Source organism: Peribacillus sp. FSL H8-0477 (assembly GCF_038002765.1).
GTDB lineage: Bacteria > Bacillota > Bacilli > Bacillales > DSM-1321 > Peribacillus.
This window is the reverse complement of record NZ_JBBODE010000001.1, coordinates 661,492-685,525: the sequence shown is the minus strand read 5'-3', so window position 1 is coordinate 685,525 and position 24,034 is coordinate 661,492. Positions and strand designations below refer to the sequence as shown.

Below are 24,034 nucleotides of genomic sequence, written 5' to 3'. Positions count from 1 at the left end.
AATGAGGCTTATATCTTTTTTAATATGGAAAAAAGTGAGTGAGGGAAAATAATATGAGCAGAATTCTTTTAGCAGAAGATGAAGAAGTACTTAGAATGTTAATCATTGATACACTTGAGGACGAAGAGTACGACGTAGATGAAGCAGCTGATGGTAAAGAGGCACTCGATTATTTGCAGAGCAATGAATATGATCTTGTGATTTTAGACTACATGATGCCTGTATTCACTGGATTAGAAATTATTGAAAAACTTCGTGGAGGAGATCAAACGTTTCAGGGGAAAATTATGATGCTTTCTGCGAAAAGCCAAACATACGAACAAGAGAAAATTATCCAAGCGGGGGCCGATTATTTTATGGCTAAACCATTCAGTCCTTTGAAATTAGTGGAAAAAATAGAGGAAATATTAAATGAAGGTTAAAAATTACTTTAAAAAAAGCCTGGCGAGACAAGTTCTGTTGATCATGGGCAGCTCAATTATCATATTTATCGTTTGTGTGGGTGCATTATTTTATATTCTCCAGCAATTAAATGAGGACTTTATTCAAACGAGGAACGAAATAAAGGAAAAACAACGGCTTATTACGGACATATACGAAGCGTATGATGCCACCTTTCTAAACATCCGCGGGTATATTGCGTTTGATAACCTAGAGCTTAAGGAAAGCGCCATTAACCAGGAAGAAATTATTCGTAAAAAAGCCATAGAATTAAAGCAAATTACGAGTACAGCAAAGGATCAGGTTATTTATCAAGATATCATTGATTTTGCGGACTTCTATTATATTAATACACTGCCCGGCAGAATTGCTGATTTTGAAAAAGGCGGCAAGCAGGCGATTGCTGAGAAGGTAACTGCCTCAGACACACCTAGGGTGAATAGTTTTCGTGAGAATAATTCACTTGTAATGAAAGACATGGACGATGAACTTGAAGATAATCTTTCAAAGCTGACTAAGCGTCAATCAAATGTCCAAATCGCAGCTGTGGTTATATTTTTCTTCTTTTTCATTTTCATGCAATACAGCATAAGAGTATTTTTTAAAAATATTGGTAGACCGCTAGCCGATTTATCCATTGCAGCGAATGAGATTATTGCCGGCCGAGATGCGGTGATTACTCTCGATTCAAACCGGATGGACGAGCTAGGCACACTCTCAAATGCCTTTAAAAAAATGGTCGCAAGTGTTCAGGAGAAGGAACAGGATTTATTAGCACACAATGAAGAATTAGTCGCCCAACAAGATGAACTGCATTCTCAGCAGGATCAGCTGCAGGAAACTCTTGAAATCCTTACAGAAAATGAGCAAATGCTAAAACGCCGAAATGAGTTCATTAATGGGATTTCTACCTCCTTAGATCAATCAGAAGTATTACAGAGCATTGTCGAAAATATGTGTAACATCATCTCAGCAGAACGTGGAATTATTTTTCTCATTAAAGAAGAGACTTTTGCCGCTTTTGGCATTTCTGATTATGGCGTCAAACAGTTTCAAATGAATTTAAACAGCGGCCTTAACCAACGATTGAAAACAACTAAACGTCCGTTTACCTTTAAACGTGAACAAGATAGCGTTGAAAAAGGCTACCATGAAGGCATCAATTATAGCTACGATTTGTATTTGCCTGTTTTAAATGCTTATCAAGAAATAGAAGCAATCATGGTATTCAGTCGGTACGGAGACCAGTTCACTGAGAAAAATATTGATGAATGTGTCACACTTGCAAAGCAAATTGGTATCTCTTTGGAGAAAATAAGGCTTTATGAGCAATCAGAAGCGAACAGCCGATTGAATCAAGATATCTTGAATACAGTCCAAGAGGGCATTCAGCTCGTTGATAACAATGGGGAAATCGTCCATGTTAATCGTAAATTTGCTGAGATCCTTGGAAAAGAAAACATCAAGGAACTAGTAGGCATGTCTTGGGAGAGTTGGACAGCGCTTGTCACTGAACAAGTTGTTGAAGACAATGTGATCGATAATTTGAGAGAATCTATTCACTCGCCTGAAGAGCAGGAGGATCAATCATTTATCTATCAAAAGAAAGACAGCAAGCAGGTTATTAAGGTGTATTGCAAGAAGTTAAAACTAGGGGATGAAGCCTATGGAACGGTTATTGTCCACCGGGATATTACGAAGGAATATGAAGTAGACCAAATGAAGAGTGAATTCGTCAGCACTGTGAGCCATGAACTTCGCACGCCGTTGGCAAGTGTTCTCGGTTTTACAGAATTAATGTTGAATCGAGAATTGAAGCCAGAACGTAAAACGAAATATCTGCAAACCATTTATAATGAAGCCAAACGATTGACGGCCCTTATAAATGACTTCTTAGATGTACAGCGGATGGAATCGGGCAAACAGACATATGAAAAGAAATACATTGATTTACTTCCCGTTCTGAAAAAAACCATTGAGCATCAAGAAATAAATGCTGCTCATACAATAACATTTACTGTCGATATGGATGAGGCTGTTATCATGGGTGATCGAGTGAAAGTCGAACAAGTATTTACAAATCTCCTCAATAATTCAATAAAATACTCTCCGGATGGCGGGGAAATCCATGTGAAGGTTTCAAGTACTGATGGACGTATAAAGGTTGCGGTTATTGATCATGGACTTGGAATTCCTAAGGACGCACTGCCAAATCTGTTTCAAAAATTTTATCGAGTCGATAATTCAGATCGCAGACGGATCGGAGGGACAGGATTAGGATTATCCATTGTTGAAGAAATTGTAAAGGCTCATGGGGGAAGTATTGCTGTTGAATCAGTATATGGTGAGGGAAGCATGTTTACCATTGAATTCCCCAAGGTTGTTGTGAGTACCACTGGAAAGCCGGTTACAGATGATGACCATACCCTTAGTTATAGCATTATGGTAATAGAAGATGATCTTAGTCTGGCAGAGCTGCTTAACCACGAACTTCAAGATAGTGGTTTTCAAGTTACCCATGTAAAGAGCGGAACAACCGCATGGGAGATGATTCAGCAAGTACCACCAGATGCTATAGTCCTTGATATTATGCTTGAAGAAGGAGACATGGATGGTTGGGCTCTTATGCAAAAACTAAAAGAGAATCCTCAATTGAAAGATCTGCCTATCTTTATCTCGACTGCATTAGATGAGAAAGAAAGAGGATTTTCTTTGGGCGCAAAGGATTACCTAGTTAAACCGTATCAGCCAAGCCAGTTATCAAAAATGATTCTCCATACACTTTTAAGTAATGGCAAGCGAGGACAAATTATGGTTCCACAGAGAGACTAACGTACATGTTAACGGAGCAAATTTGCTCCGTTTTTATTTAGAATTCATCCAAAAATGCAGTTTTTTTCTTGATTTGGGGCATGAGAAGCACTGATGCTATATACAGTTGTTCGGAAAAATGGTAGATTCGTATAGGTTGGAAATTTAAAAATGGGTACACTAAAGGTATACAATGGTTGTTTACAGGAGGTTTTTTTATTATGTCAATTATAGAGGCCGGCAGGGTCGTTGAATTAGAAGTGGATCGTGAAGTCGAGTTTGGTTTTTTCTTAATAGATGAAACAGAAGAAAGTGTCTTGCTTCATCATAATGCGATTAAAGAAGGTCTGGAAGTAGCGATAGGTGATTATGTCACGGTATTTATATATGTAGATAAGCAGGGTCGTTTTACGGCTACAACATTGATTCCAGAAATCGGTTTTGATCAGTATGCTTGGGCTGAGGTTGTCGATGTTGAAAGAAGACTTGGTGTGTTTGTTAATATTGGTCTTCCAAAAGACTTGTTGGTGTCACTCGATGATTTACCAAACATTGATCATTTATGGCCGACTGTTGGAGACAAACTATACATATGTTTGAAAACAGATCGAGAAGGCCGGCTCTATGGAAAGCTGGCAACTGAAGATGTTATGCAGGAAGTAGTCATAGATGCACCACAAAAGGGAATGTTTAATACACCTGTTTCAGGAAACGTCTACCGTCTGCTTCTGGTTGGTTCATTTTTCGTTTCTCAAGAAGGATATCGCTGCTTTATCCACGAAAGTGAACGAGAACAAGAACCAAGACTTGGACAGTTTGTTGAAGGCCGAGTAATCGATATCAAAGAAGATGGCAGCTTGAACGTTTCATTACTTCCATTTAAACAAGATAAAATGGAAGGGGACGCTGGAGTTATCTATGGTTACTTAATGAACCGTGGTGGAGCCATGCCGTATAGTGATAAAACATCTCCTGATGATGTTGAATTCCATTTTGGAATCTCGAAGGGTGCATTTAAGCGTGCACTCGGAAAACTAATGAAGGAAGGGAAAGTCTATCAAGAAGATGGCTGGACTTATTCCTCTGATCGAAAATAAGAACCATAAGTAAACGCCGGTGCTGTATGCATCGGTGTTTTTTTTGATTAAATCCATAGTCCGAATTAAGTGATAAATTACGAATTAGAGGAAGATGGCCATTTTTAGCGATGGATTAGGTACTTATATGACAGTTTACGGAGAAACTGCTCGTTTGTAACACACTGAAATCTCGCTGTTACCTTCGTCATCTGTTCTTTATCTGTTTGTCCTTTGAATGAAACGTGCCTATGTTATTATAAATCCTGTTAGCTTAATGAGCGTAACCAAGGAGGTACTATATTTATGAAAAAAATAATTCTATCTTTTGCTGCTGCAGCAATAATTTCCGGTGGTGCTGGAACCAACGCCCACGCAGAAAACGTTAAAGTTCAAGACGGAGACACATTATGGGGGCTTTCAGCAAAGCATGAAGTTTCGATCAACGATATAAAATCCTGGAATAACTTAACTTCAGATATGATTCACCCTAATGATCTTTTAAAGGTTTCCCGGGAAGAAACCTACACAATTAAAAACGGGGATACCTTATCACATATAGCAGCAATGTTCGGTGTGACTGTACAGGATATAAAAGAATGGAACAAATTATCTTCTGATCTAATTCAACCAGACGATAAACTGTCCATCTTAACTAATCAATCAGCCGATACACCCGACGCTCAACCAGCAGCTGAACCTGCGAAACAAGCAGCTGTACAAGAAGATGCTGAAAAACAGGAATCTCAACCAGAGCAGCCTGCAAAAGAGGAAGCACCTGTACAAGCTGAACCAGTACAAGAAGAAAAACCAGCACAAGAAGATAATGCTTCTGAATCTGACGAACTATCTGTTCGTGCAACTGGATATACCGCAAGTTGTGAAGGATGCACAGGAATCACGGCAACAGGTGTAGACTTACATGCTAACCCTGACGCAATGGTTATTGCCGTAGATCCAACTGTCATTCCACTAGGATCAAAAGTCTATGTAGAAGGCTATGGCTATGCAACTGCTGCCGATACGGGCGGAGCCATCAAAGGAAACAAAATTGACCTATTCTTCGCAGACGAAGAAGATGCCATTAATTGGGGCGTCAAACAAGTCAACGTAAAAGTACTTAAATAAGACAAGCATATACTGACCAATGACCCGTCTAACTCAGACGGGTCATTGGTTTTTTTATTGGGCATATGAGTTGTTCAGTTGGATATGCTGCCGGATTCGGCCCAAAAGCTCAAACATTCGGCCCTAGCTATTTACGCCTTGGATGGGCTGCCAAAACAGGGTATTTGTCTGTTAAGATACACGTTTTACTAACCCCATCCACAAAAAACGTAATCATTCTAGTTGAAAAGCTGTTTGGAGGTGGGTTCATCATCCAAATAACAAGGTAAACAACGCCCATTCGGCCCAAAAGCTCAAACATTCGGCCCAAACAACAAGCAATTCGGCCCTAGCCATTTACTCCTTGGATGAGCCGCCAAAACAGGGAATTTGTCTCTTAAGAAATTCATTTTAATAATCTCATCAACAAAAACATAATCAATCTAGTTGAAAGTGGTTTGGAGGTGGGTTCTTTATCCCCAAATATGATGTCAAATAGCGACGATTCGGCCGAAAAGTTCAAACATTCGGCCCAAACCCCGATTTATTCGGCCCAAATGGGAAGTTATTCGGCCCAAACAACAAGCAATTCGGCCCTAGCCATTTACGCCTTGGATGGGCTGCCAAAACAGGGAATTTGTCTTTTAAGATACACGTTTTAATAACGCCATCCACAAAAAACGTGATCATTCTAGTTGAAAAGCTGTTTGGAGGTGGGTTCATCATCCAAATAACAAGGTAAACAAAACCCATTCGGCCCAAAAGCTAAAACATTCGGCCCAAACCTCGATTTATTCGGCCCAAACAACAAGCAATTCGGCCCTAGCCATTTACGCCTTGGATGGGCTGCCAAAACAGGGAATTTGTCTATTAAGATACACGTTTTACTAACCCCATCCACAAAAACGTGATCAATCTAGTTGAAAGTGGTTTGAAGGTGGGTTCATCATCCAAATAACAAGGTAAAAACGCCTATTCGGTTTATTTTTCCCCAACTAGAGGGACTGCCAAAACAGCGTACCTATCAAAGAACCTCATTTTACTAACCCAGTCCACAAAAACGTGACCAATCCAGCTTAAAGCTGCTTGGGTATGAGATCTTAACCTAAATACGAGTCTAGTCCAAAAAGGGATTCTATTTCTTCGTCTTTGATGTGTGATGGGTTTCAATGTAGAATGAAGGGAGAAGTTTGAACGGGAAGAGGGAATAAATGATGATGGAACAGGCAAGACAGTATTTGAAAAAATATTTTGGTTATGATGAATTTCGAAGCGGGCAGGATAGGATCATTGAACAGGTCCTAAGCGGGAAAAATACAGCAGGGGTTATGCCTACTGGCGGTGGTAAATCCATTTGCTATCAAATTCCTGCGTTAATTTTGCCTGGGGTGACATTAGTTATTTCACCGTTAATTTCTTTGATGAAGGATCAGGTCGATACCTTACTGCAGAATGGAATTGAGGCTACGTTATTAAACAGCTCAATTAGTGCCTCGGAAGCAGATCAGCGGCTGCGTGATATCAAGGATGGAGTTTATAAACTGGTATATGTCGCTCCTGAACGGTTGGAGAATCCATATTTTATGAGGGAACTTCAAGCACTTACTATCTCTCTCGTTGCCATTGATGAAGCTCACTGTATTTCTCAATGGGGGCATGATTTTCGTCCAAGCTATTTACGTATCAACCCATTAATAGAACAGATTCCTTCTCGTCCAGTTGTTTTGGCTTTAACTGCTACAGCAACGCCCATCGTGCAGAAAGATATCTGCAAGTCACTTGGGATTGATGAGGATGATGCGATATCCACTGGGTTTGCTAGAAAAAACTTGATCTTTTCTACCCTAAAAGATGAAAATCGAGATCAATATCTCAGCCGTTATCTTACTGAGAACAAAGAGGAATCAGGTATTATCTATGCGGCAACGCGGAAGGAAGTTGACAGATTATATACCCGTCTTATTAAAAGCGGGGTTAATGCTGGTCATTACCATGCCGGTATGAGTGAGCGTGAACGTTCAGAGCAGCAGGAATTATTTCTCCAGGATAATATATCGGTTATGGTTGCCACCAGTGCGTTTGGGATGGGGATTGATAAATCGAATGTTCGCTTCGTTATCCATTATCAAATTCCAAAAAACATGGAAAGTTACTATCAAGAAGCAGGTCGTGCTGGGCGTGATGGACTGGATAGTGAATGTGTCCTTCTTTATTCGCCTCAAGATATCCGAGTACAACGTTTTCTTCTTGACCAATCTAATCCTTCAGAAGATCGTCTGAATCAGGAACTTACTAAATTGAATTTGATGAAGGACTATTGTTTTACAGAAGGGTGTCTACAAGCATTTATCCTCCGTTATTTTGGTGAAGAAAATCCGGATGATTGCGGTCGATGTGAAAATTGTCGTGACAGCCGATCTTCTGTTGACGTAACAACAGAAGCACAAATGGTGTTGTCTTGTATGATTAGGATGGGTGAAAGGTTTGGTAAGACACTCGTAGCTCAAGTTTTATCTGGTTCGAAGAATAAAAAAATTGAAGAATTCGGATTTAAAACACTTTCTACGTATGGAATAATGGGGAAAAAGTCAGCGAAGGACATTACGGACTTTATTGATTTCTTGACAGCACGCCAGTTTATTGCCCTTTCAGGCGGACAGTTCCCTGTTTTGAAATTAACCAATGAAGGCAAAGAAGTATTACTCGGCAAGCAGCAAGTCTTACGTAAGGAGATTGTTAAAGTTGCAGCACTATCAGTGGATGATGAATTGTTCCAAGAACTGCGTCAGCTGCGTAAGGAAATTGCACAAACTGAGAATGTACCGCCATTCGTTATTTTCTCTGATGCAACGTTGAAAGATATGGCATCTAGATATCCTAAAACAGATGAACAGTTCTTAGAGGTTAAAGGTGTTGGTAAACAAAAACAAGAAAAGTACGGTGCACCGTTCCTTTCAGCGATTGCTCAGTTTTTGAACGATCATCCAGAATTAGCACCGATAGAGGGAGCAAACCAGTCAACGCCAAAAGAAAAAGGCGAACCGACCCATCTTGAGTCGTTGAACTTTTTTCAACAGAACAAGACTGTAAATGAAATCGCAGAAATTCGCGGTCTGTCACCCGTTTCTGTTGAAAATCATTTAATTAAATGTGCGTTAGAAGGGTTGGAACTTGATTGGAATCGGATCCTATCTGATGAACAGCAGAAGCTGATTCTTAAGGCTGCTGGAGAAGTAGGGGCAGACAAGTTAAAACCGCTTAAAGAGGCTTTACCTGCAGACATTACTTATTTCATGATTAAAGCGGCATTAGTAAGAAAGACAATGCTTGTCTAAAATAAATAATTTTACCTCCTTTTGCATATAGTATAGAAAAAGGAGGTCGCTCATGTATTTTGGTAAAAAGAATTCAGAGGAACCAGAACCAATAATAGAGGATACTGTCGTCTATGCGTGTGAATCAGAATCCTGCAACGGATGGATGAGAAAAGACTTTGCAGTAGAAAATCAACCCTGTCCAATGTGCGGTGGAAATCTTGTTGAGGAAGTTAGGGAATTGCCGCAAATACTAACAGAATATAATGCATATCGTTGAATAAAAACCAAAGCGATAAGCCAAAAAGAATGGCTGATGGATAAAATACATCAGCCTTTTTATTTTTATCGTTGACAGATATTATTTCAAATGCTATACTAAGATTTCAGTGTCTTAATAGGCACAAAAGAGTAATTAACATAATAGCATATTTATTAAAGCCAAATGTACATCATTTATTTGTGCATTAAAGCAGCCGTGACGGCTTATAGAAACAAGTTAGAAATTCAATGAATGACGAAATACGTCAACAACACAGTCCTCACTTGATTTTTACTTCTAAATTTTTAACTTACTTCTACTAAAATGTTGCCAGTCAAAAAATACCCCAAGACGGGCATATATTCAGTCTCCTTTAATAAATTTGTATTTTAAAACTGAAACCTGATTCTCACTGGCGCGGTCTTGGAACCGTAAGATGAAAAAGAGGCAGGGCTTTCATTGTATTAGGTTAAGGTTATAATTGCTCTTAAGCTTTCCACTATTCCTCCGAAGAGCCAAGACTCTTTTGGTCGTAATGGTTGGAAACCAAAACATATTCAGCATTCAGGCTGAAAAAAGCTGTCCTTATGAGAAAGGGCAGCTTTCTTTATCTCAGGTCATGCGCCCTTTCAGAGATTTAAATACATTTTAGACAGTGATTTGTGGTATAATAGAGTTGAAATCCACAAAATAGACCATATTAGGGTACTTGTCTTTCATCTTATTCCAGTTAAATAAGCTTGATTTTGGGGATCCGTAAGAAACCAATTCAAATCCAAGGAGTGGGATGTATGTATAAACGTAATAATACTGAAGAAGTAATACCTGAAGAAACAAAAGTGTGGGATTGTACATCAGAAGACTGTAAAGGCTGGATCCGTGATAACTTTACGAGCAGTGAAGTTCCTAGCTGTCCACTATGCGGAAGTGAAATGGTACTTGGTACTAAAATGCTGCAGGCCATCAATAATCCACGTCATAAATAATATACTAAATAAAAAAAGCACACTCTATGAGTTGTGCTTTTTTTTATGAAGCTTCTCAAGGAAAGAACCACCTTGCTCCTAAGATCATTCTTTCCTTGAGGAGCTAACCTTACTTAATGAATATCTCGTTTCTTAAAGCGTCCGCCTCTTACCTCGGCAATATCTCCAATAGCAAGAAATGCTGATGTGTCGTAATCTTTAACGATATCCTTAAGCTTTGCTTCTTCGAGCCGATTAATTACACAGAAAATTACTTTTTTATCATCTCCAGAATAGGCACCCTCACCAGTAAGGTAGGTAACACCTCGTCCAAGACGATGAAGAATTGCTTCTCCAATATCCTGAAATTCGTCGCTGATAATCCATACGAATTTCGATTCATCTAAACCTGCAATGACGACATCCATGGATTTGTATGCCACGAAATAAGCGAGAATTGAATACATTGCACGATCCCAAGTGAAAACAAACCCAGCACTTCCAAGGATGAATAGGTTAAAGAACATAACAATTTCACCTACTGAAAATGGCAGTTTTTTGCTGGCAAGAATGGCAAGTATTTCAGTTCCATCTAAAGAACCACCATATCTAATAACGATACCGACTCCGATTCCGAGAATCATTCCTCCGAAAATAGCGGCGAGAGTCATATCAGAGGTAAAAGCGGGTACATGGTGCAGGAAAGACGTGGTTATGGATAGAATAGTAATCCCATACAGTGTAGATAGGGCAAATGTTTTCCCGATTTGCTTGTATCCAATAAAAAAGAATGGAAGGTTTAAAACAAAAATGAATAATCCTAGTTTCCATCCAGTAATATACGATAGCATAATCGATATTCCTGTAATACCGCCATCAATAATCTGATTTGGGACTAGGAAGACTTCAAGTGCCACACTCATTAAAATCGCACCAATCGTGATTAGAATTCCACGCTGGACTATTTGTCTGAGTGTCAGTTTTCGATGTTGAGTTTTTTTGCGGATATGCTCACTTGCAGTCAGTTCAACAACTTCTGACATTCTCCTGCCCCTTTCTCTATTTTTATGGTAACTATTTAATTATAAACAATAAGCAGGTAAAAGATAAGATTTTTGTCTCATTCGGTTGTGAAAAATTGAATGCTTCCGAAATACCCTAGATTATTCTGCCTCAATTCGGTATGTTTTAGCTAATCAAATTTAAAAAGGTGATTATATGAGTGAGAAGTTTCAGCTATCAGTCCGGTCGTTAGTAGAATATGTATATCGTCAGGGAAGTATCCAGTCAGGGTTTAAGACCAATATCAGTCTTTCAGAAGGTACTGCAGCCCATCAAAAGCTGCAAAGTCTATATCATGAAGAAGATCGGAAGGAAGTCTATTTACAAACCGAACTAACTTACCGCGATATGATTTTTAAAATTGATGGAAGATGTGATGGACTCCTTAAAGCGAATGAACGGATCACAATTGATGAAATTAAATCAACTTTGGATTGGGAGAGTGTAACAGAAAATACCTATCCGGTTCACTGGGCACAGGCTAAATGTTACGCGTTTATGTATGCTGAAGATACTGATTTACAGGAAATTCAGGTACAGCTTACGTATGTGCATCCTAAAAGTGAAACAATAAAGGTATTTCAACAAACATTTTTGAAAACGGAGTTAGCCGCTTTTATGAAGAACTTGTTAAAGGGCATCTATCCATTTGCAAAATGGAAAAGCAATCATGGGAATGAACGGAGAAAAAGTATCGAAGAATTGAAATTCCCCTTTCAGGAATATCGTCATGGCCAGCGAAAGCTTGCAGGTGCCGTATTTAAAACGATTGGAGAAAGTAAAACCTTATTCGCCTATGCACCAACTGGAATTGGCAAAACTATTTCAACCATTTTTCCAGCGTTAAAGGCGATGGGTGAAAACCAGCTGACCAAAGTTATATATGTTACAGCTAAAACGATAGCAAGAGAGAGTGCTGAAGATACATATGCGGTATTAGTTAAGCAAGGTCTAAAAGCGAAGGTAGTAACGATTACAGCGAAAGACAAAATTTGTTTTCATGAGGAGGAGACTTGTAACCCTAACGAATGTCCGTTTGCACAAGGGTACTATAATCGCTTGAATGAGGCTCTGTTGGATGTACTAGAACACGAGCAGCTTATTAATCGTCCTATTATAGAAATGTATGCAAGAAAGCATACTTTATGTCCTTTTGAATTTTCATTAGATTTAGCTTATCAAGCCGATGCAATTGTTTGCGATTATAATTATTTTTTTAACCCAAGAGTTTCATTAAAGCGGTTTGATGAGAAGAAGCGGTCCGTATTATTGGTAGATGAAGCTCATAATCTCGTCGATCGAGGCAGAGAGATGTTCTCTGCAGAATTGATTAAATCAACCTTTCTGTCTGTAAAGCGCAGCTTTATAAGTCATAAAGCTTTGTCGAAAGCTGCAAAGGAGATTAATGCGTGGTTTATTACGATACGTAAGCAGGCTGAACAACAAAGTTGGACAGAAGATACATTACCTGATGGTTTACTGGATTTACTCAATCACTTTGTCGAAGAAGCTGAACGTCTGTTAATCACGCAGATTTCATTAGATGATTCGGTGCTTCTTGAGACATATTTTGGCGTCCAATCATTTTTACGGATTGCTAAATTATATGATACTCACTATCAAACCTTCTATAGAGTCACTAAAAGTGAAGTAGAAGTAAAGCTATTTTGTTTGGACCCTTCCCACGCGCTGGATCAAATGGCCAGCAGCTTTAAGGCGAGGGTTTATTTTTCTGCTACGTTACATCCGCTTCCTTTCTTTACAGAGATGCTTGGAGGCAAGGAGGGAGATTATTCAATCACAGTGGCTTCTCCTTTTCGCAAGGAACAAAACGATGTATATATCAAACCCTTATCCACGCGTTTCCATGATCGGGAAAAGTCATACAGACCAATTATAAGATTAATTGAAAAAATGTTAGAAGGCAAAACGGGTAATTATTTGATTTACTTTCCTTCTTATCAATATATGAATGCCGTATTCACAGAATTCAAGGCTGTTTTCTCTGATGACTGTATGATGCAAACAAGTGGTATGTCTGAAGAAGAAAGGGCAGCGTTCCTGGACGCCTTTCAAGAACGTGATAAAGGACTATTTGTAGGGTTTGCTGTTTTGGGAGGTGTGTTTGCAGAAGGGATTAATCTGATTGGAAATCGGCTCAATGGTGTTTTTATTATTGGTGTCGGAATGCCGCAGCTTGGCGAGGAGCGAGAACTAATGAATAAACACTTTCAAAGACGTGGGAAGAACGGATTTGATTATGCCTATACCTATCCAGGAATGAATAAGGTTCTTCAAGCAGGAGGTCGGTTAATTCGTTCTGAACAGGATTACGGGATGGTTATCTTGGTAGATGATCGATATTTGACAGCTAAATATCAAGGATTGCTGCCAGAAATGTGGAGGGACTTTACAGTTTTATGAGAAGGTCAGATGCAGAAAAGATAGGGAATGCATGTAAAATATCTAAAGTTCTATCGACAAAACCAGGCAACTTGACTTACACTTATAGGAAAAGAACACCAATTTAAAGACAACTATAGAGAGCTGGTGCCAAGTGGGGCAAGTATTTAATTCATCCAATCCAATCCTTTTGTTAATTGCATGTATTCTCACCTTTATTGCATCATACACAGCGCTGGATTTATTAACTATGCTGCGTACATCTAAACGTAATCAAAAGTTCTTATTCCTAGGGAGCAGCTTTTCGATGGGAACGGCTGTCTGGACGATGAACTTTTTTGGAATCCTATCCTTTGATCACACGGGTTCCACTTCTTATAATATATCGTTGACCATTTTGTCATTCGTACTAGGTGTAGCTTTGGCAGCTATGGGTTTTTTAGCGGTTTCGGCTGACGCAATATCTCTGCGAAAAGTAATAGAATGCAGCATGCTGCTTACGATGTCCGTATTATCCAATTATATTATTGGTATGTATTCATTAAATCATAATCTGACGTTTCATAGCGGTTATCTTTTTATCTCTGTATTATTTATCTTTTCCTTGTTTTTGTTTGCGTTTATGCTTCTTTATTATTCAAAGCACCAGAAGACAGGTATTAACTACTGGCATAAGCCATTGAGTGCTTTTATTATGACAGGATCTATTGCAGAAGGTCATTTTCTGTTAACCAGATCACTTCCTGTAAAAGAGCCGATTGAAACGATTAATCAACTGATGAACGATACGTCGTTTGTGGTGTATTTAGTGTTTTTTGTGGCCATCTGCATTGTTGCAGGGTTAATTGCCACAAGTACAATCATTAGTAAACGTTTAGCCAAAAGTGATCAATACGTTTTCGATATTACCTATGCACTGGATCAATCCTCTATCGTCGCAATTACGGATGAAAAAGGGATTATTACGAAAGTGAATAAAGGGTTCTGTGATATATCGAAATATAGCGAAGAAGAACTGATTGGAAAAACGCATCGAATTGTTAATTCTCACTATCACTCCAAAGAATTTTTTGCTGATTTATGGTCAACGATTCAGAAGGGAGAAGTTTGGAAGGGTGATATCCGTAACAAAGCAAAAGATGGAAGTGTTTATTGGGTCCATACCACAATTGTGCCCTTTCGTAAAAGAGGCGAGGTCTATCAATATTTATCCATCCGAAATGATATCACCGAACAGAAAGAAGTTGAGAAAAAACTACATCAACAGGATAAGCTCGCAGCTGTCGGACAATTGGCAGCCGGAGTCGCCCATGAAATTCGGAACCCATTAACATCCATGAAAGGATATGCTGAATTTCTACAACTCGATGAAGAAAGTGAAGACAGGCTGGAGTACCTCGATATCATTTTAGATGAAATAGAACGAGTCAACTTAATTGTTGAGGAATTTATGATTCTATCTAAACCGCAAATCGTAAACCTTGAGAATAAAAATATCGTTCCGATTCTCGAAAGTGTTTTATCCTTGGTTAAGTTTGAGTCAGAAAAGCGAAATATCAAGATCATACTAAAAATAGAAAATAAAATGAGCCTAGTTGCTTGTGATGAAAACCGCTTAAAGCAGGTCATTTTAAATTTTGTGAAGAATGCAATGGAAGCCATGCCTGGTGGAGGGGTCCTAACTGTAGATCTTAGTCAAACAAATGACCAGGTGCGCTTGGCGATTCAAGATACGGGAATTGGCATTTCTGAGGACAAGCTGAAAAAATTAGGAGAACCCTTTTTCACGACAAAGAAAACGGGAAATGGATTAGGATTAATGGTCAGTTTTAAAATTATTGAGGGCCATAATGGCGACGTACTTGTGGAAAGTGTAGTAAATAGAGGCACGACGTTTACCATTGTCCTTCCGCTTATATCATCTAGTGAATTAATCAGCATGGGGGAAACGAAACTTGGATAAACAAACTAGGAATCTCCTGCAATTTAAGGGATTTTATCTTTTTTCTTTTTTTGCGGTAGGCAGTTTAACACCGCTCTTAAGTGTATATTTAAGCGAAGTTGAAAAAATGAATGGTTATCAAATTGGGACCATCATGTCGGCAGGTCCAATCGCAATGATGTTTATGCAGCCAATCTGGGGAATGGTTTGTGATTGGTCTGGAAAACCAGCGAAGATTTTATCTTTGACAACACTGCTTGCCGGGGTTCTTGCTCTCGGATATTTGTTTATTCATGATTATCAGTGGCTGGTGATGATTGCTATTATTCTAGCAATCTTTCAGAGCGCTATTATTCCTGTTTCAGATGGGATATCCCTGCAGTACGCAACCCGGGTCAAAGCCAATTATGGAAATCTTCGTCTCTTCGGTTCACTTGGCTTTGCACTAGCCGTGTTTATAATGGGGCGGCTGGCAGAAACAATTGGTTTGTCGGTTATTTTTTATAGTTTCTTCATTACGCTGGTGATTAGTGCGTATTTGGCTTTACGGCTGCCTGAAGAACCACAGAGTTTGGCAAAACCCAATCTAATCTTTGGTGTTAAAGAACTGTTATCAATCAAACGATTTCTCATTTTCCTAGCGATCACGTTTTTGATCTTTGGACCAAATCTAGCCAATAATGTTTACTATGGATTGTTTATAGAAGATCGCGGCGGTACCTATACAGGGATTGGAATTGCCTTCTTACTTGCTGTCTTGTCAGAGATTCCTTTTATGCGAGCAGCAGGCTCCTGGGTCAAGAAGATAGGTCTCCTGCCTATTGTTCTGATTGCTGCGTTTTCTTCGCTGCTTCGGTGGGCACTCTATTATTTTGAGCCGAGCTTAAATCTCGTTTATTTCACCTCAGTTATGCAAGGACTATCTATTGGCTTATTCATACCAGCAGGCTTACAGTACCTTCGAAAAATTGTGCCGGTTCATATAATAGTAACAGCCATCACGTTTTATTCTGCGATCGGCAACGGATTAGGCAACTGGTTTAGTACATTCACCGCAGGTATCATAATGGAACAAGCAGACATCTATACCGTTTATTTATTTTTTGGTGTACTGTCCTTATTCGGAGTGATCCTGACTCTTTGGCTAATCTGGTTGGAAAGAAAAAATAGATAGCAATCATTTAAAAAACCTTGTTATGCTTTTTTAAGCAGACAAGGTTTTCTTTTATTGTTTTTTAAAATTATAAAGTAAATAGTCAGAATTTATAGTATAATTTGATTTATTAAATTTTTCTTAGGACAATAGGTGCTAAGTCTAGAAGAGGAGACGTCATTAAGATGAATATATTAACAAAAATCAGTAAAACAGCTGGAAATACCTTTGCAATTTGGGTATTAATTTTTGCTGGATTGGCCATGTGGATCCCAAGTGGATTTACCTGGATTGCTCCATACATATCTATTTTACTTGGAATTATAATGTTTGGAATGGGTTTAACGCTCTCATTTGATGATTTTAAAGCGGTTTTAAAGCAGCCAAAGAGTGTATTTATTGGAGTGGCTGCACAGTTCATTATTATGCCAGGACTGGCTTATTTATTGGCCACAGGCTTTAACCTATCACCAGAAGTGGCAGTTGGTGTGATTTTAGTAGGCTGTTGTCCAGGAGGAACAGCTTCGAATGTTATGACCTTTTTAGCAAAAGGCAACACGGCACTATCAGTAGCGGTAACATCTGTTTCTACCTTGCTTGCTCCGTTCTTGACACCTGCTTTAACGTACCTATTAGCGAGCAAGTGGCTGCCGGTATCGGGGACTGATATGTTACTTTCGATTATACAAATTGTCTTAATTCCAATCGTATTAGGTCTTGTTGTTAAATTAGTCTTTAAAACACAGGCGACCGAGGTAACAAAAGCTTTGCCGCTTGTTTCGGTAGTAACAATTGTAGCAGTAGTGGCTGCAGTGGTTAGTGTTAATAAAGAAAAAATCCTTGAATCGGGATTTCTAATTTTAGGCATTGTGATCCTGCATAATGTACTGGGTCTTGCTATTGGTTTTCTAGCGGCAAGAATACTTAAGATGCCATTTGCGGATCAAAAAGCCATTTCAATTGAAGTGGGAATGCAGAATTCTGGACTTGGAGCGGCTCTCGCTACTGCACATTTTTCACCGTTAGCAGCTGTCCCAAGTGCAATCTTTAGTGTATGGCACAATATTTCTGGCCCTATCTTGGCAACGTATTGGGCAAAACAGGCTGATAAAAAGAAAGTAGAACCAATTGAGACACTTGATCGAATTGGGTAATGAGGACTTCAATCATGTACCATTGCTGTGCGACATGTAAATCTTTTACCGTTGAGAAAACAGTGGGAAAAACCATATATAGGTGCTCAAGACTTGGCTTTGAAACCAAGACGACCTATCAATTTACCTGTTGGGATCCGACAGAAAAGGTAAAAGCGCTTATGAAAAAAAGAAAAGATAGATAGTTAACAGCCTCCGTGTGATTGTAGCGGAGGTTTTTTATGTGCTTGTAAGAGTTCTATTTTTTCTAAAAAAGGGAATCATGTGTTTTAATGGAAACATATAGAGCGAGAGGGTGATTCATCTGCATACGAAAAAAGTTAGGTACATAACGATTTTTGCTTCGATTGTCTGTTTGTTTTGGCTTTTTTGTTTAGGTTGGGCGGTTCAAGACTATTATTCAGAGGCTAGTCCCGTTGAGATCAAACAAGAGGAGCCGGAGAAAGCTGTTGACCCGGGCAAGTTTTCTTTGGTAGCACTTGGAGACTCCTTAACGAGAGGGACAGGTGATGAGTCAGGTAAAGGCTATGTAGGTCTCGTTACCGATGATTTAAAAGAACGCTTTGGGAAAAAAATTAGTGTTCATAATTTAGGCGTTAGTGGAGCGGTCTCGTCTGAATTAAAGAATCAGATGGAGCAGAAGGAAATTAAGCGCCAGCTGGGAGAAGCCGATGCAATTATGCTGACAATTGGCGGGAATGATTTATTTCAGGGTGGACAAACATTAATGGACATTGAGACAGCTGGAATAGAAGATATACAGGAAAAGTACCTGCAAAATTTAAAAGAGGTTTTTACCACAATTCGTTCCGTAAATAAACAGGCGACTGTATACATGATTGGGCTTTATAATCCCTTTATTGAATTAGAGGATAACGAAACGACCAGTAGTATCGTCAGAGAGTGGAATTTCCAGACGGAGGATCTGGCATCTTCGTTTTCAGATATTGTCTTTGTCCCAACGTACGATATTTTCCAACTATCTGTTAATGATTATCTGTATACAGACAAATTCCACCCTAATAAAGAAGGATATCAATTGATTGCAAAGCGAATTTCACCATTGATTAAATGGGAGGAGGAGAAAAAATGACAAAGACAACTCTTTCCGTACAAAATCTAACAAAAAAAATTGGTAAACGGCAAATCATTAAAGGGATTAGTTTTGAATTACAAGCAGGTGAAGTATTCGGATTCTTAGGACCAAACGGGGCAGGTAAAACGACGACCATTCGGATGCTTGTCGGATTAATTAAACCGACATCAGGAAGTATGGTCGTTTGCGGCTACAATGTTCGCACGCATTTTACCAAAGCGATGGAGCATATCGGCTGTATCGTTGAAAATCCTGAGTTATACCCTTATCTAACAGGGAAAGAAAATCTGCTTCATTTTGCTAGAATGCTGCCGAATGTACCGGAAACAAGAATTACTGAGGTAGTGGCCATGGTTGGATTAGAGGCTAGAATTGATGAGAAAGTAAAAACATATTCACTTGGTATGCGTCAAAGACTGGGGATTGCACAGGCCATGCTAAATCATCCGAAAGTCTTGATTTTAGATGAGCCAACGAATGGGTTAGACCCAGCAGGAATTAGAGAGATGCGTCAATTTATCCGGGAGCTGGCTGAACAGGAGGGACTCAGTGTTCTAGTCTCCAGTCACCTTTTAGGCGAAATCCAGCTGTTATGTGACCGGGTAGCCATCATAAAAAATGGAGAAATTATTCAGGTGGATTCTGTAAAGAATTTACTTAGCAGTCAAGAAAAAATGCTCTGGAAAGTAGATCCGATGGAACAGGGGAAAGCCGTATTAACACAATTGACGGATGTCAGTGAAACCACGGATGGATATTTGGTTACCGCATTTGAGGAAAAGGAAATCCCAAAATGGAATGTACAGCTCATTAATGAAGGGATATCAGTTCTTGAAATGAACAGAAAACTTCCAGCCCTTGAGGATCTATTCCTTGAAGTGACTGGCGTGGGAGGTAGTTCAATTGAATAAGCTGATTCAAAATGAAATGCTGAAACTGCTGGCAAGAAAACGTCTGTTAATTATCACGGCTATTGTAGCGATATTGGTTGCGATGTTTACGTATGCACAATATAAGGAAACCCAATCACAACGTGAACGAATGGGTACGATTGAGTGGCAGTCATTATTGCAGCAGCAAATTATTGATTCACAAAACCGACTCGGGTCTAGCCGTATTTCTGATGAATGGCGTCAGCAGCTTCAAGTTAGTATTAAACAATCACAATATTATCTTGATAATAATATAAATCCTTCGGAACCTGGTGCACCTACCTTTGTCCGAATGTTTATTGAGAACTCAAGTGACTTATTTATCCCACTGTTAATTATGATTATTGCCAGTGATTTGGTTTCTTCTGAGCATAGTCTAGGATCGATAAAGCTGCTCCTAACAAGACCAGTCCAGCGATGGAAAATACTTCTCAGTAAATATGTTGTGCTGTTGCTCTCTACTTCATTGATTGTTCTCGTCACGGCAGCATTAGCTTATGTCATTTCAGGCGCGGTTTTTGGCTATCATGGCTGGACAGCTCCTGTAATTACTGGTTTTACTGTTGAAGGAAGCAATCTCAATACAAGTGGAGTCAAATTGATGAATCAGTGGGAATTCTTATTTATGGAAATGGGATTAGTGTGGTTCGTGGCGGTTGTTGTTGGAACGCTGTCCTTTATGCTTTCAGTATTAATCCGCAGTACTGCAGCAGGAATGGGTGTCATGCTGGCCGCTTTAATTTCAGGAATGATTTTAAGTAATATGGTTTCGTCTTGGGCATCTGCTAAATATTTCTTTATGGTTAATCTTAAATTAACCAGTTATTTAAGTGGGGCTGCTCCGCCAATCGAGGGAATGACTTTGTTCTCATCCGTATCCGTTTTATTTGTTTGGCTGGTTGCAGCACTTGTTGTTTCTTTTACTGTTTTTTCTCGTCAAGATGTTTATTAATTCGGAAACAGCCCATGCTATGTGTAAGGGCTGTTTCTTTTGAATAGTAAATGATTTCGGGGTATTAGTAAGTAAAGAAACATTAAGGAGGCGGATAGAAACATGGATGATAATGGTGTTGGAAAAAAGGTACTGCCGGTAACTTCCGTCACAAATGGCGAAGGTAAATTTGCGAGAGATGATTTGTTTTGCCTGCCTATTCAAATCGTAAATGTTTGCTTTATAGGAAAAAAAGGTGCAAAAGACTGGGTATTGGTAGACGCAGGTATGCCTAATTCGGCAGAAATGATTATCAAGGAAGCTGAATCTCTGTATGGAACAGATGTTGCGCCGAAAGCCATTATTTTAACACACGGTCATTTTGACCATATAGGGGCAATTGTTGAGTTAGTCGAACATTGGAAATCACCAGTGTATGCGCATTCCCTTGAAATGCCTTATCTGACAGGGATCAAAGACTACCCGAAACCGGACCCTACGGTGGAAGGCGGGATGGTGGCAAAAATGTCGGGTATGTTTCCGAATAAAGGCATCAATTTGGATAATCATGTCCATCAATTACCTGCTGATGGCTCAATACCGGATCTGCCGGACTGGGAATGGGTGCATACGCCTGGTCACACACCCGGACACATCTCTTTGTTTCGGAAGTCAGATAAAGCGTTGCTTGCAGGTGACGCCTTCGTAACCGTAAAACAAGAAGATCTGTACAAAGTGATTACCCAAGAAAAAGAATTCAGTGGACCACCACGATACTTAACCACAGACTGGCCTGCAGCTAAAAAATCTGTTCAGACCCTTGAACAGCTGCATCCTACCGTTGCGATAACCGGACATGGTGTTTTCGTAGAAGGAAATGAACTAGCAGAGGGACTTAGGAACCTATCTGATAATTTTGATTCGATTGCAAAACCCGATTACGGAAAATACGTTGACGGAAAGGACACACAATGAAAAATTCTAAAAATAACGAACCAAAAACAGAAAAAAAAGGATACTTCTATAATGAAGAAACCGAGGGCAAAAACGATTCAGTAACATCAGGAATAGATGAAACCCATGATCAGGTCATGGACGGATATTATTCAGGCACGATCGATCAAGTGGATAAAAAAAGTGATAAACACTAATTATTGTGGAACGCTGCTATTTTAGCAGCGGTCTTTTTTTTAGGGGAGTCAAACAGAGTGGCCGATTAAGGTTAGCCTCAGAACCTGTGCTGCTGGATTGATTGGAGTAGTCAGCAGCTGTTATGTGCGGAACAGTGTGCGCTTGAGGGGCATTCTTGTACGGAGGGCTTCTCCCAGATGGAAGGGGTTGTTAAAAAGAGTCGCTAAAGTCTGAACAAGAGTGAAAAGTCAAGGCTAGCTAAAGGTAAGATACACGTTTTCATAAGACAAACGGGCATTGAACCTGCGCTGCTGGAGTGATTGGAGCGCCCCAGCAGACGTGATGTGCGGAACAGTAGTCAAGTCCTTATTATTGTGTAAATTCGTTAACAATGTTTTCACTCTGATTAATTGGACGCTTTCAAACGGATAAAAAACTGTTTTTAGAGTTGCACAAAACCCTAACCTTACACTTTTTTTTGGAAACTTCCATGGCCATTTTCTCTCGCATTCGGGCAGGGCTGTCAAAGGCTTTTCACTTTGACAGCCCTGTTTGAATGTGAAATGATTCATGATGGAAGTTTTGAAAAATAACTACTTCGACAATGCTTTTTTCTTGTCGTAAACTGTGTCTTGATATTGCATTAAGAGAGCACCTACTAATCGGAAAGCAGATTGGGTATTAGGAAAGATCCGGATTACTCTTTCTCTTCTGCGTACTTCTTGATTTAAACGCTCCAGCGAATTTGTACTACGAATGTGCTGCCTGATTTTTTCAGGGTGATTCATGTATTGAATGGTGTCTTCGAACCCTTCATCCAAAATTTGAAGGGCTTTTTCATATTTTGATTCCTCACCAAATTTATTTATTAACTCCGTTTTAAATAGACGAATATCATCTATCGTGACTGCTTCAAATACCCGTTTAATCATCAAGCGAATATCAGATGATCCCTTTTTAGGCAGTTTTTCGATAATGTTCCGTTTAAAATGGACATTGCACCGTTGCCAGCTGGTCCCAATGAATTCCCGTTGGACTGCTTTGACTAACCCTTGATGGGCATCAGAAATCACCAGTTTCGGGGATTGAAGACCGCGGGATTTTAGTTGCTTAAAGAACTGTGACCAAGATTCAAAGCTTTCTACATGATCTACATGGAGCCCTAGAATCTCTCGCTTATTCTGTTCCGTAAGGGCAGTCGCAATATATACGGCTTTTGAGACAACTTGATGGTGCTCACGCACCTTGATATACATGGCATCTACGAAAACAAAGGGGTAGTACGTGGTATTGAGGGGCCTCCCTGCCCAGCCATTAACAATGGGATCAAGCTTTTCAGTCAGCGATGAAACGAAGGATTTTGAGACATTTTCACCGCATAGCTGTTCGACAATATGAGTAACCTTTCGTGTAGAAACTCCATTGATTACCATCTCTAACATGGAAAGGACGAGCGCTTGATCGACCCGAGCATATTTTTCAAATACAGAAGGGGAAAAGTCGCCATTACGTGTTCTAGGGACCTTCAATTTAATCTTGCCAATACTCATCGTAAAATCACGTTCATAATAGCCATTTCGATAATCCTGACGCTCGGTAGAGCGCTCATAAGATGAAACTTGTAGATGGTTGTCTCTCTCTTTCTCCATAAACTCATTTAAGATCAACACAACCGCTGATTTAATCACGGCATCAAGATTAGAATTCATAATGGAAAGTTTTAAAAGATCGATATCAAGGTTAAACTGTAACTGAGTCATTATATTCCCTCTTTTCAATGTGTTTTCATGGTGAAAACATTGTTTCCAAGAGCGAATAAAATGACTCTCTTTTTTTACACAATTATATGGACTTAATCGGAACAGTAGAGTTTATGTGCGGAACAGCAAGATTATTGTGCGCTTGGAACGGATTAGTGTGCGGAAACGAGCAAATTGTGTGCGCTTTGGGTATATTCCTGTGCGGAAGACTTTTTTCTAGATGGCAGGGGTTGTTAAAAATAGTCGCTAAAGTCAAAAGTGGAAAAACAAGGCCAGCTAAAGGCAAGATACACGTTTTGATAAGACAAACGGCCATTGAATCTGAGCTGCTGGAGTGATTGGAGCGCCCCGGCAGATCTGGTATGTGCGGAACAGAAGAGTTTATGTGCGGAACAACTAGATTATTGTGCGCTTGGAACGGATTAGTGTGCGAAAACGGGCAAATTGTGTGCGCTTGAGATCTATTCCTGTGCGGAAGACTTTTTTCCAGATGG

19 protein-coding genes are annotated in these 24,034 nt (G+C 39.5%); 17 read left to right on the top strand and 2 right to left on the bottom strand.

All coding sequences use genetic code 11. From position 1 onward, the window contains the following. The first annotated feature begins 53 nt into the window (after window positions 1-53). The 8 genes from MHI18_RS03555 to MHI18_RS03520 all read left to right on the top strand — a co-directional run bounded on the left by MHI18_RS03555 (window position 54) and on the right by MHI18_RS03520 (window position 9,997). On the top strand, window positions 54-422 hold the full coding sequence (locus tag MHI18_RS03555) for a response regulator transcription factor (RefSeq protein WP_340846038.1): 369 nt from the start codon (window positions 54-56) through the stop codon (window positions 420-422). Next, entirely contained in the window at window positions 412-3,273 is a 2,862-nt protein-coding gene (locus tag MHI18_RS03550) for an ATP-binding protein (RefSeq protein ID WP_340846037.1), read from the top strand. Before MHI18_RS03555 ends, MHI18_RS03550 begins: the two co-directional genes overlap by 11 nt. Window positions 3,274-3,473: 200 nt before the next feature. Further along, the gene (locus tag MHI18_RS03545; RefSeq protein WP_340846036.1) at window positions 3,474-4,349 is read left to right on the top strand and encodes a CvfB family protein; all 876 of its coding nucleotides are present in this window, start codon (window positions 3,474-3,476) and stop codon (window positions 4,347-4,349) included. A gap of 285 nt (window positions 4,350-4,634) precedes the next feature. After that, the gene (locus MHI18_RS03540) at window positions 4,635-5,456 is read left to right on the top strand and encodes a LysM peptidoglycan-binding domain-containing protein (RefSeq protein WP_340846035.1); all 822 of its coding nucleotides are present in this window, start codon (window positions 4,635-4,637) and stop codon (window positions 5,454-5,456) included. A 65-nt stretch (window positions 5,457-5,521) separates the two neighbouring features. After that, on the top strand, window positions 5,522-5,725 hold the full coding sequence (locus MHI18_RS03535; RefSeq protein WP_340846034.1) for a hypothetical protein: 204 nt from the start codon (window positions 5,522-5,524) through the stop codon (window positions 5,723-5,725). 924 nt (window positions 5,726-6,649) lie between these two features. After that, window positions 6,650-8,770 carry a DNA helicase RecQ gene (recQ, locus tag MHI18_RS03530; RefSeq protein WP_340847558.1) on the top strand — a complete coding sequence of 707 codons (2,121 nt, stop codon included), beginning with the start codon at window positions 6,650-6,652 and terminating at the stop codon, window positions 8,768-8,770. Window positions 8,771-8,822: 52 nt separating this feature from the next. Then, window positions 8,823-9,029 (top strand): cold-inducible protein YdjO-related protein, encoded by a 207-nt coding sequence (locus MHI18_RS03525; protein WP_340846033.1) that lies wholly within the window; start codon window positions 8,823-8,825, stop codon window positions 9,027-9,029. A 773-nt stretch (window positions 9,030-9,802) separates the two neighbouring features. After that, complete coding sequence (locus MHI18_RS03520; protein ID WP_040376133.1) at window positions 9,803-9,997, top strand: cold-shock protein; 195 nt, start codon at window positions 9,803-9,805, stop codon at window positions 9,995-9,997. 113 nt (window positions 9,998-10,110) lie between these two features. On the opposite strand, the gene MHI18_RS03515 is transcribed toward MHI18_RS03520, so the two are convergent. After that, window positions 10,111-11,019 carry a YitT family protein gene (locus MHI18_RS03515; protein ID WP_340846032.1) on the bottom strand — a complete coding sequence of 303 codons (909 nt, stop codon included), beginning with the start codon at window positions 11,017-11,019 and terminating at the stop codon, window positions 10,111-10,113. 175 nt (window positions 11,020-11,194) lie between these two features. On the opposite strand from MHI18_RS03515, the gene MHI18_RS03510 reads away from it, so the two are divergent. The 9 genes from MHI18_RS03510 to MHI18_RS03470 all read left to right on the top strand — a co-directional run bounded on the left by MHI18_RS03510 (window position 11,195) and on the right by MHI18_RS03470 (window position 21,800). Beyond that, the gene (locus MHI18_RS03510) at window positions 11,195-13,462 is read left to right on the top strand and encodes an ATP-dependent DNA helicase (protein WP_340846031.1); all 2,268 of its coding nucleotides are present in this window, start codon (window positions 11,195-11,197) and stop codon (window positions 13,460-13,462) included. Between the two features lie 133 nt (window positions 13,463-13,595). Continuing rightward, the gene (locus MHI18_RS03505; RefSeq protein ID WP_340846030.1) at window positions 13,596-15,404 is read left to right on the top strand and encodes an ATP-binding protein; all 1,809 of its coding nucleotides are present in this window, start codon (window positions 13,596-13,598) and stop codon (window positions 15,402-15,404) included. Then, window positions 15,397-16,557 carry an MFS transporter gene (locus MHI18_RS03500; protein WP_340846029.1) on the top strand — a complete coding sequence of 387 codons (1,161 nt, stop codon included), beginning with the start codon at window positions 15,397-15,399 and terminating at the stop codon, window positions 16,555-16,557. Before MHI18_RS03505 ends, MHI18_RS03500 begins: the two co-directional genes overlap by 8 nt. A 164-nt stretch (window positions 16,558-16,721) precedes the next feature. Beyond that, on the top strand, window positions 16,722-17,690 hold the full coding sequence (locus MHI18_RS03495; protein WP_340846028.1) for a bile acid:sodium symporter family protein: 969 nt from the start codon (window positions 16,722-16,724) through the stop codon (window positions 17,688-17,690). A gap of 295 nt (window positions 17,691-17,985) precedes the next feature. Beyond that, window positions 17,986-18,783, top strand: coding sequence for an SGNH/GDSL hydrolase family protein (locus MHI18_RS03490; RefSeq protein ID WP_340846027.1), 798 nt, complete (start codon window positions 17,986-17,988; stop codon window positions 18,781-18,783). Beyond that, the gene (locus tag MHI18_RS03485) at window positions 18,780-19,697 is read left to right on the top strand and encodes an ABC transporter ATP-binding protein (protein ID WP_340846026.1); all 918 of its coding nucleotides are present in this window, start codon (window positions 18,780-18,782) and stop codon (window positions 19,695-19,697) included. The genes MHI18_RS03490 and MHI18_RS03485 overlap by 4 nt, the downstream gene beginning before the upstream one ends. Beyond that, a complete protein-coding gene (locus tag MHI18_RS03480) occupies window positions 19,690-20,670 on the top strand; it encodes an ABC transporter permease (protein ID WP_340846025.1) in 981 nt (326 codons plus the stop codon). The genes MHI18_RS03485 and MHI18_RS03480 overlap by 8 nt, the downstream gene beginning before the upstream one ends. Before the next feature lie 102 nt (window positions 20,671-20,772). Then, window positions 20,773-21,624, top strand: a complete 852-nt coding sequence (locus tag MHI18_RS03475) for an MBL fold metallo-hydrolase (RefSeq protein ID WP_340846024.1) — start codon at window positions 20,773-20,775, stop codon at window positions 21,622-21,624. Further along, window positions 21,621-21,800: a YozQ family protein gene (locus MHI18_RS03470; protein WP_340846023.1), complete on the top strand. Its 180-nt coding sequence runs from the start codon at window positions 21,621-21,623 to the stop codon at window positions 21,798-21,800. The genes MHI18_RS03475 and MHI18_RS03470 overlap by 4 nt, the downstream gene beginning before the upstream one ends. Before the next feature lie 573 nt (window positions 21,801-22,373). Here MHI18_RS03470 and MHI18_RS03465 read toward each other — a convergent pair. Further along, window positions 22,374-23,540, bottom strand: coding sequence for an IS256 family transposase (locus MHI18_RS03465; protein ID WP_340845447.1), 1,167 nt, complete (start codon window positions 23,538-23,540; stop codon window positions 22,374-22,376). Window positions 23,541-24,034 lie beyond the last annotated feature (494 nt).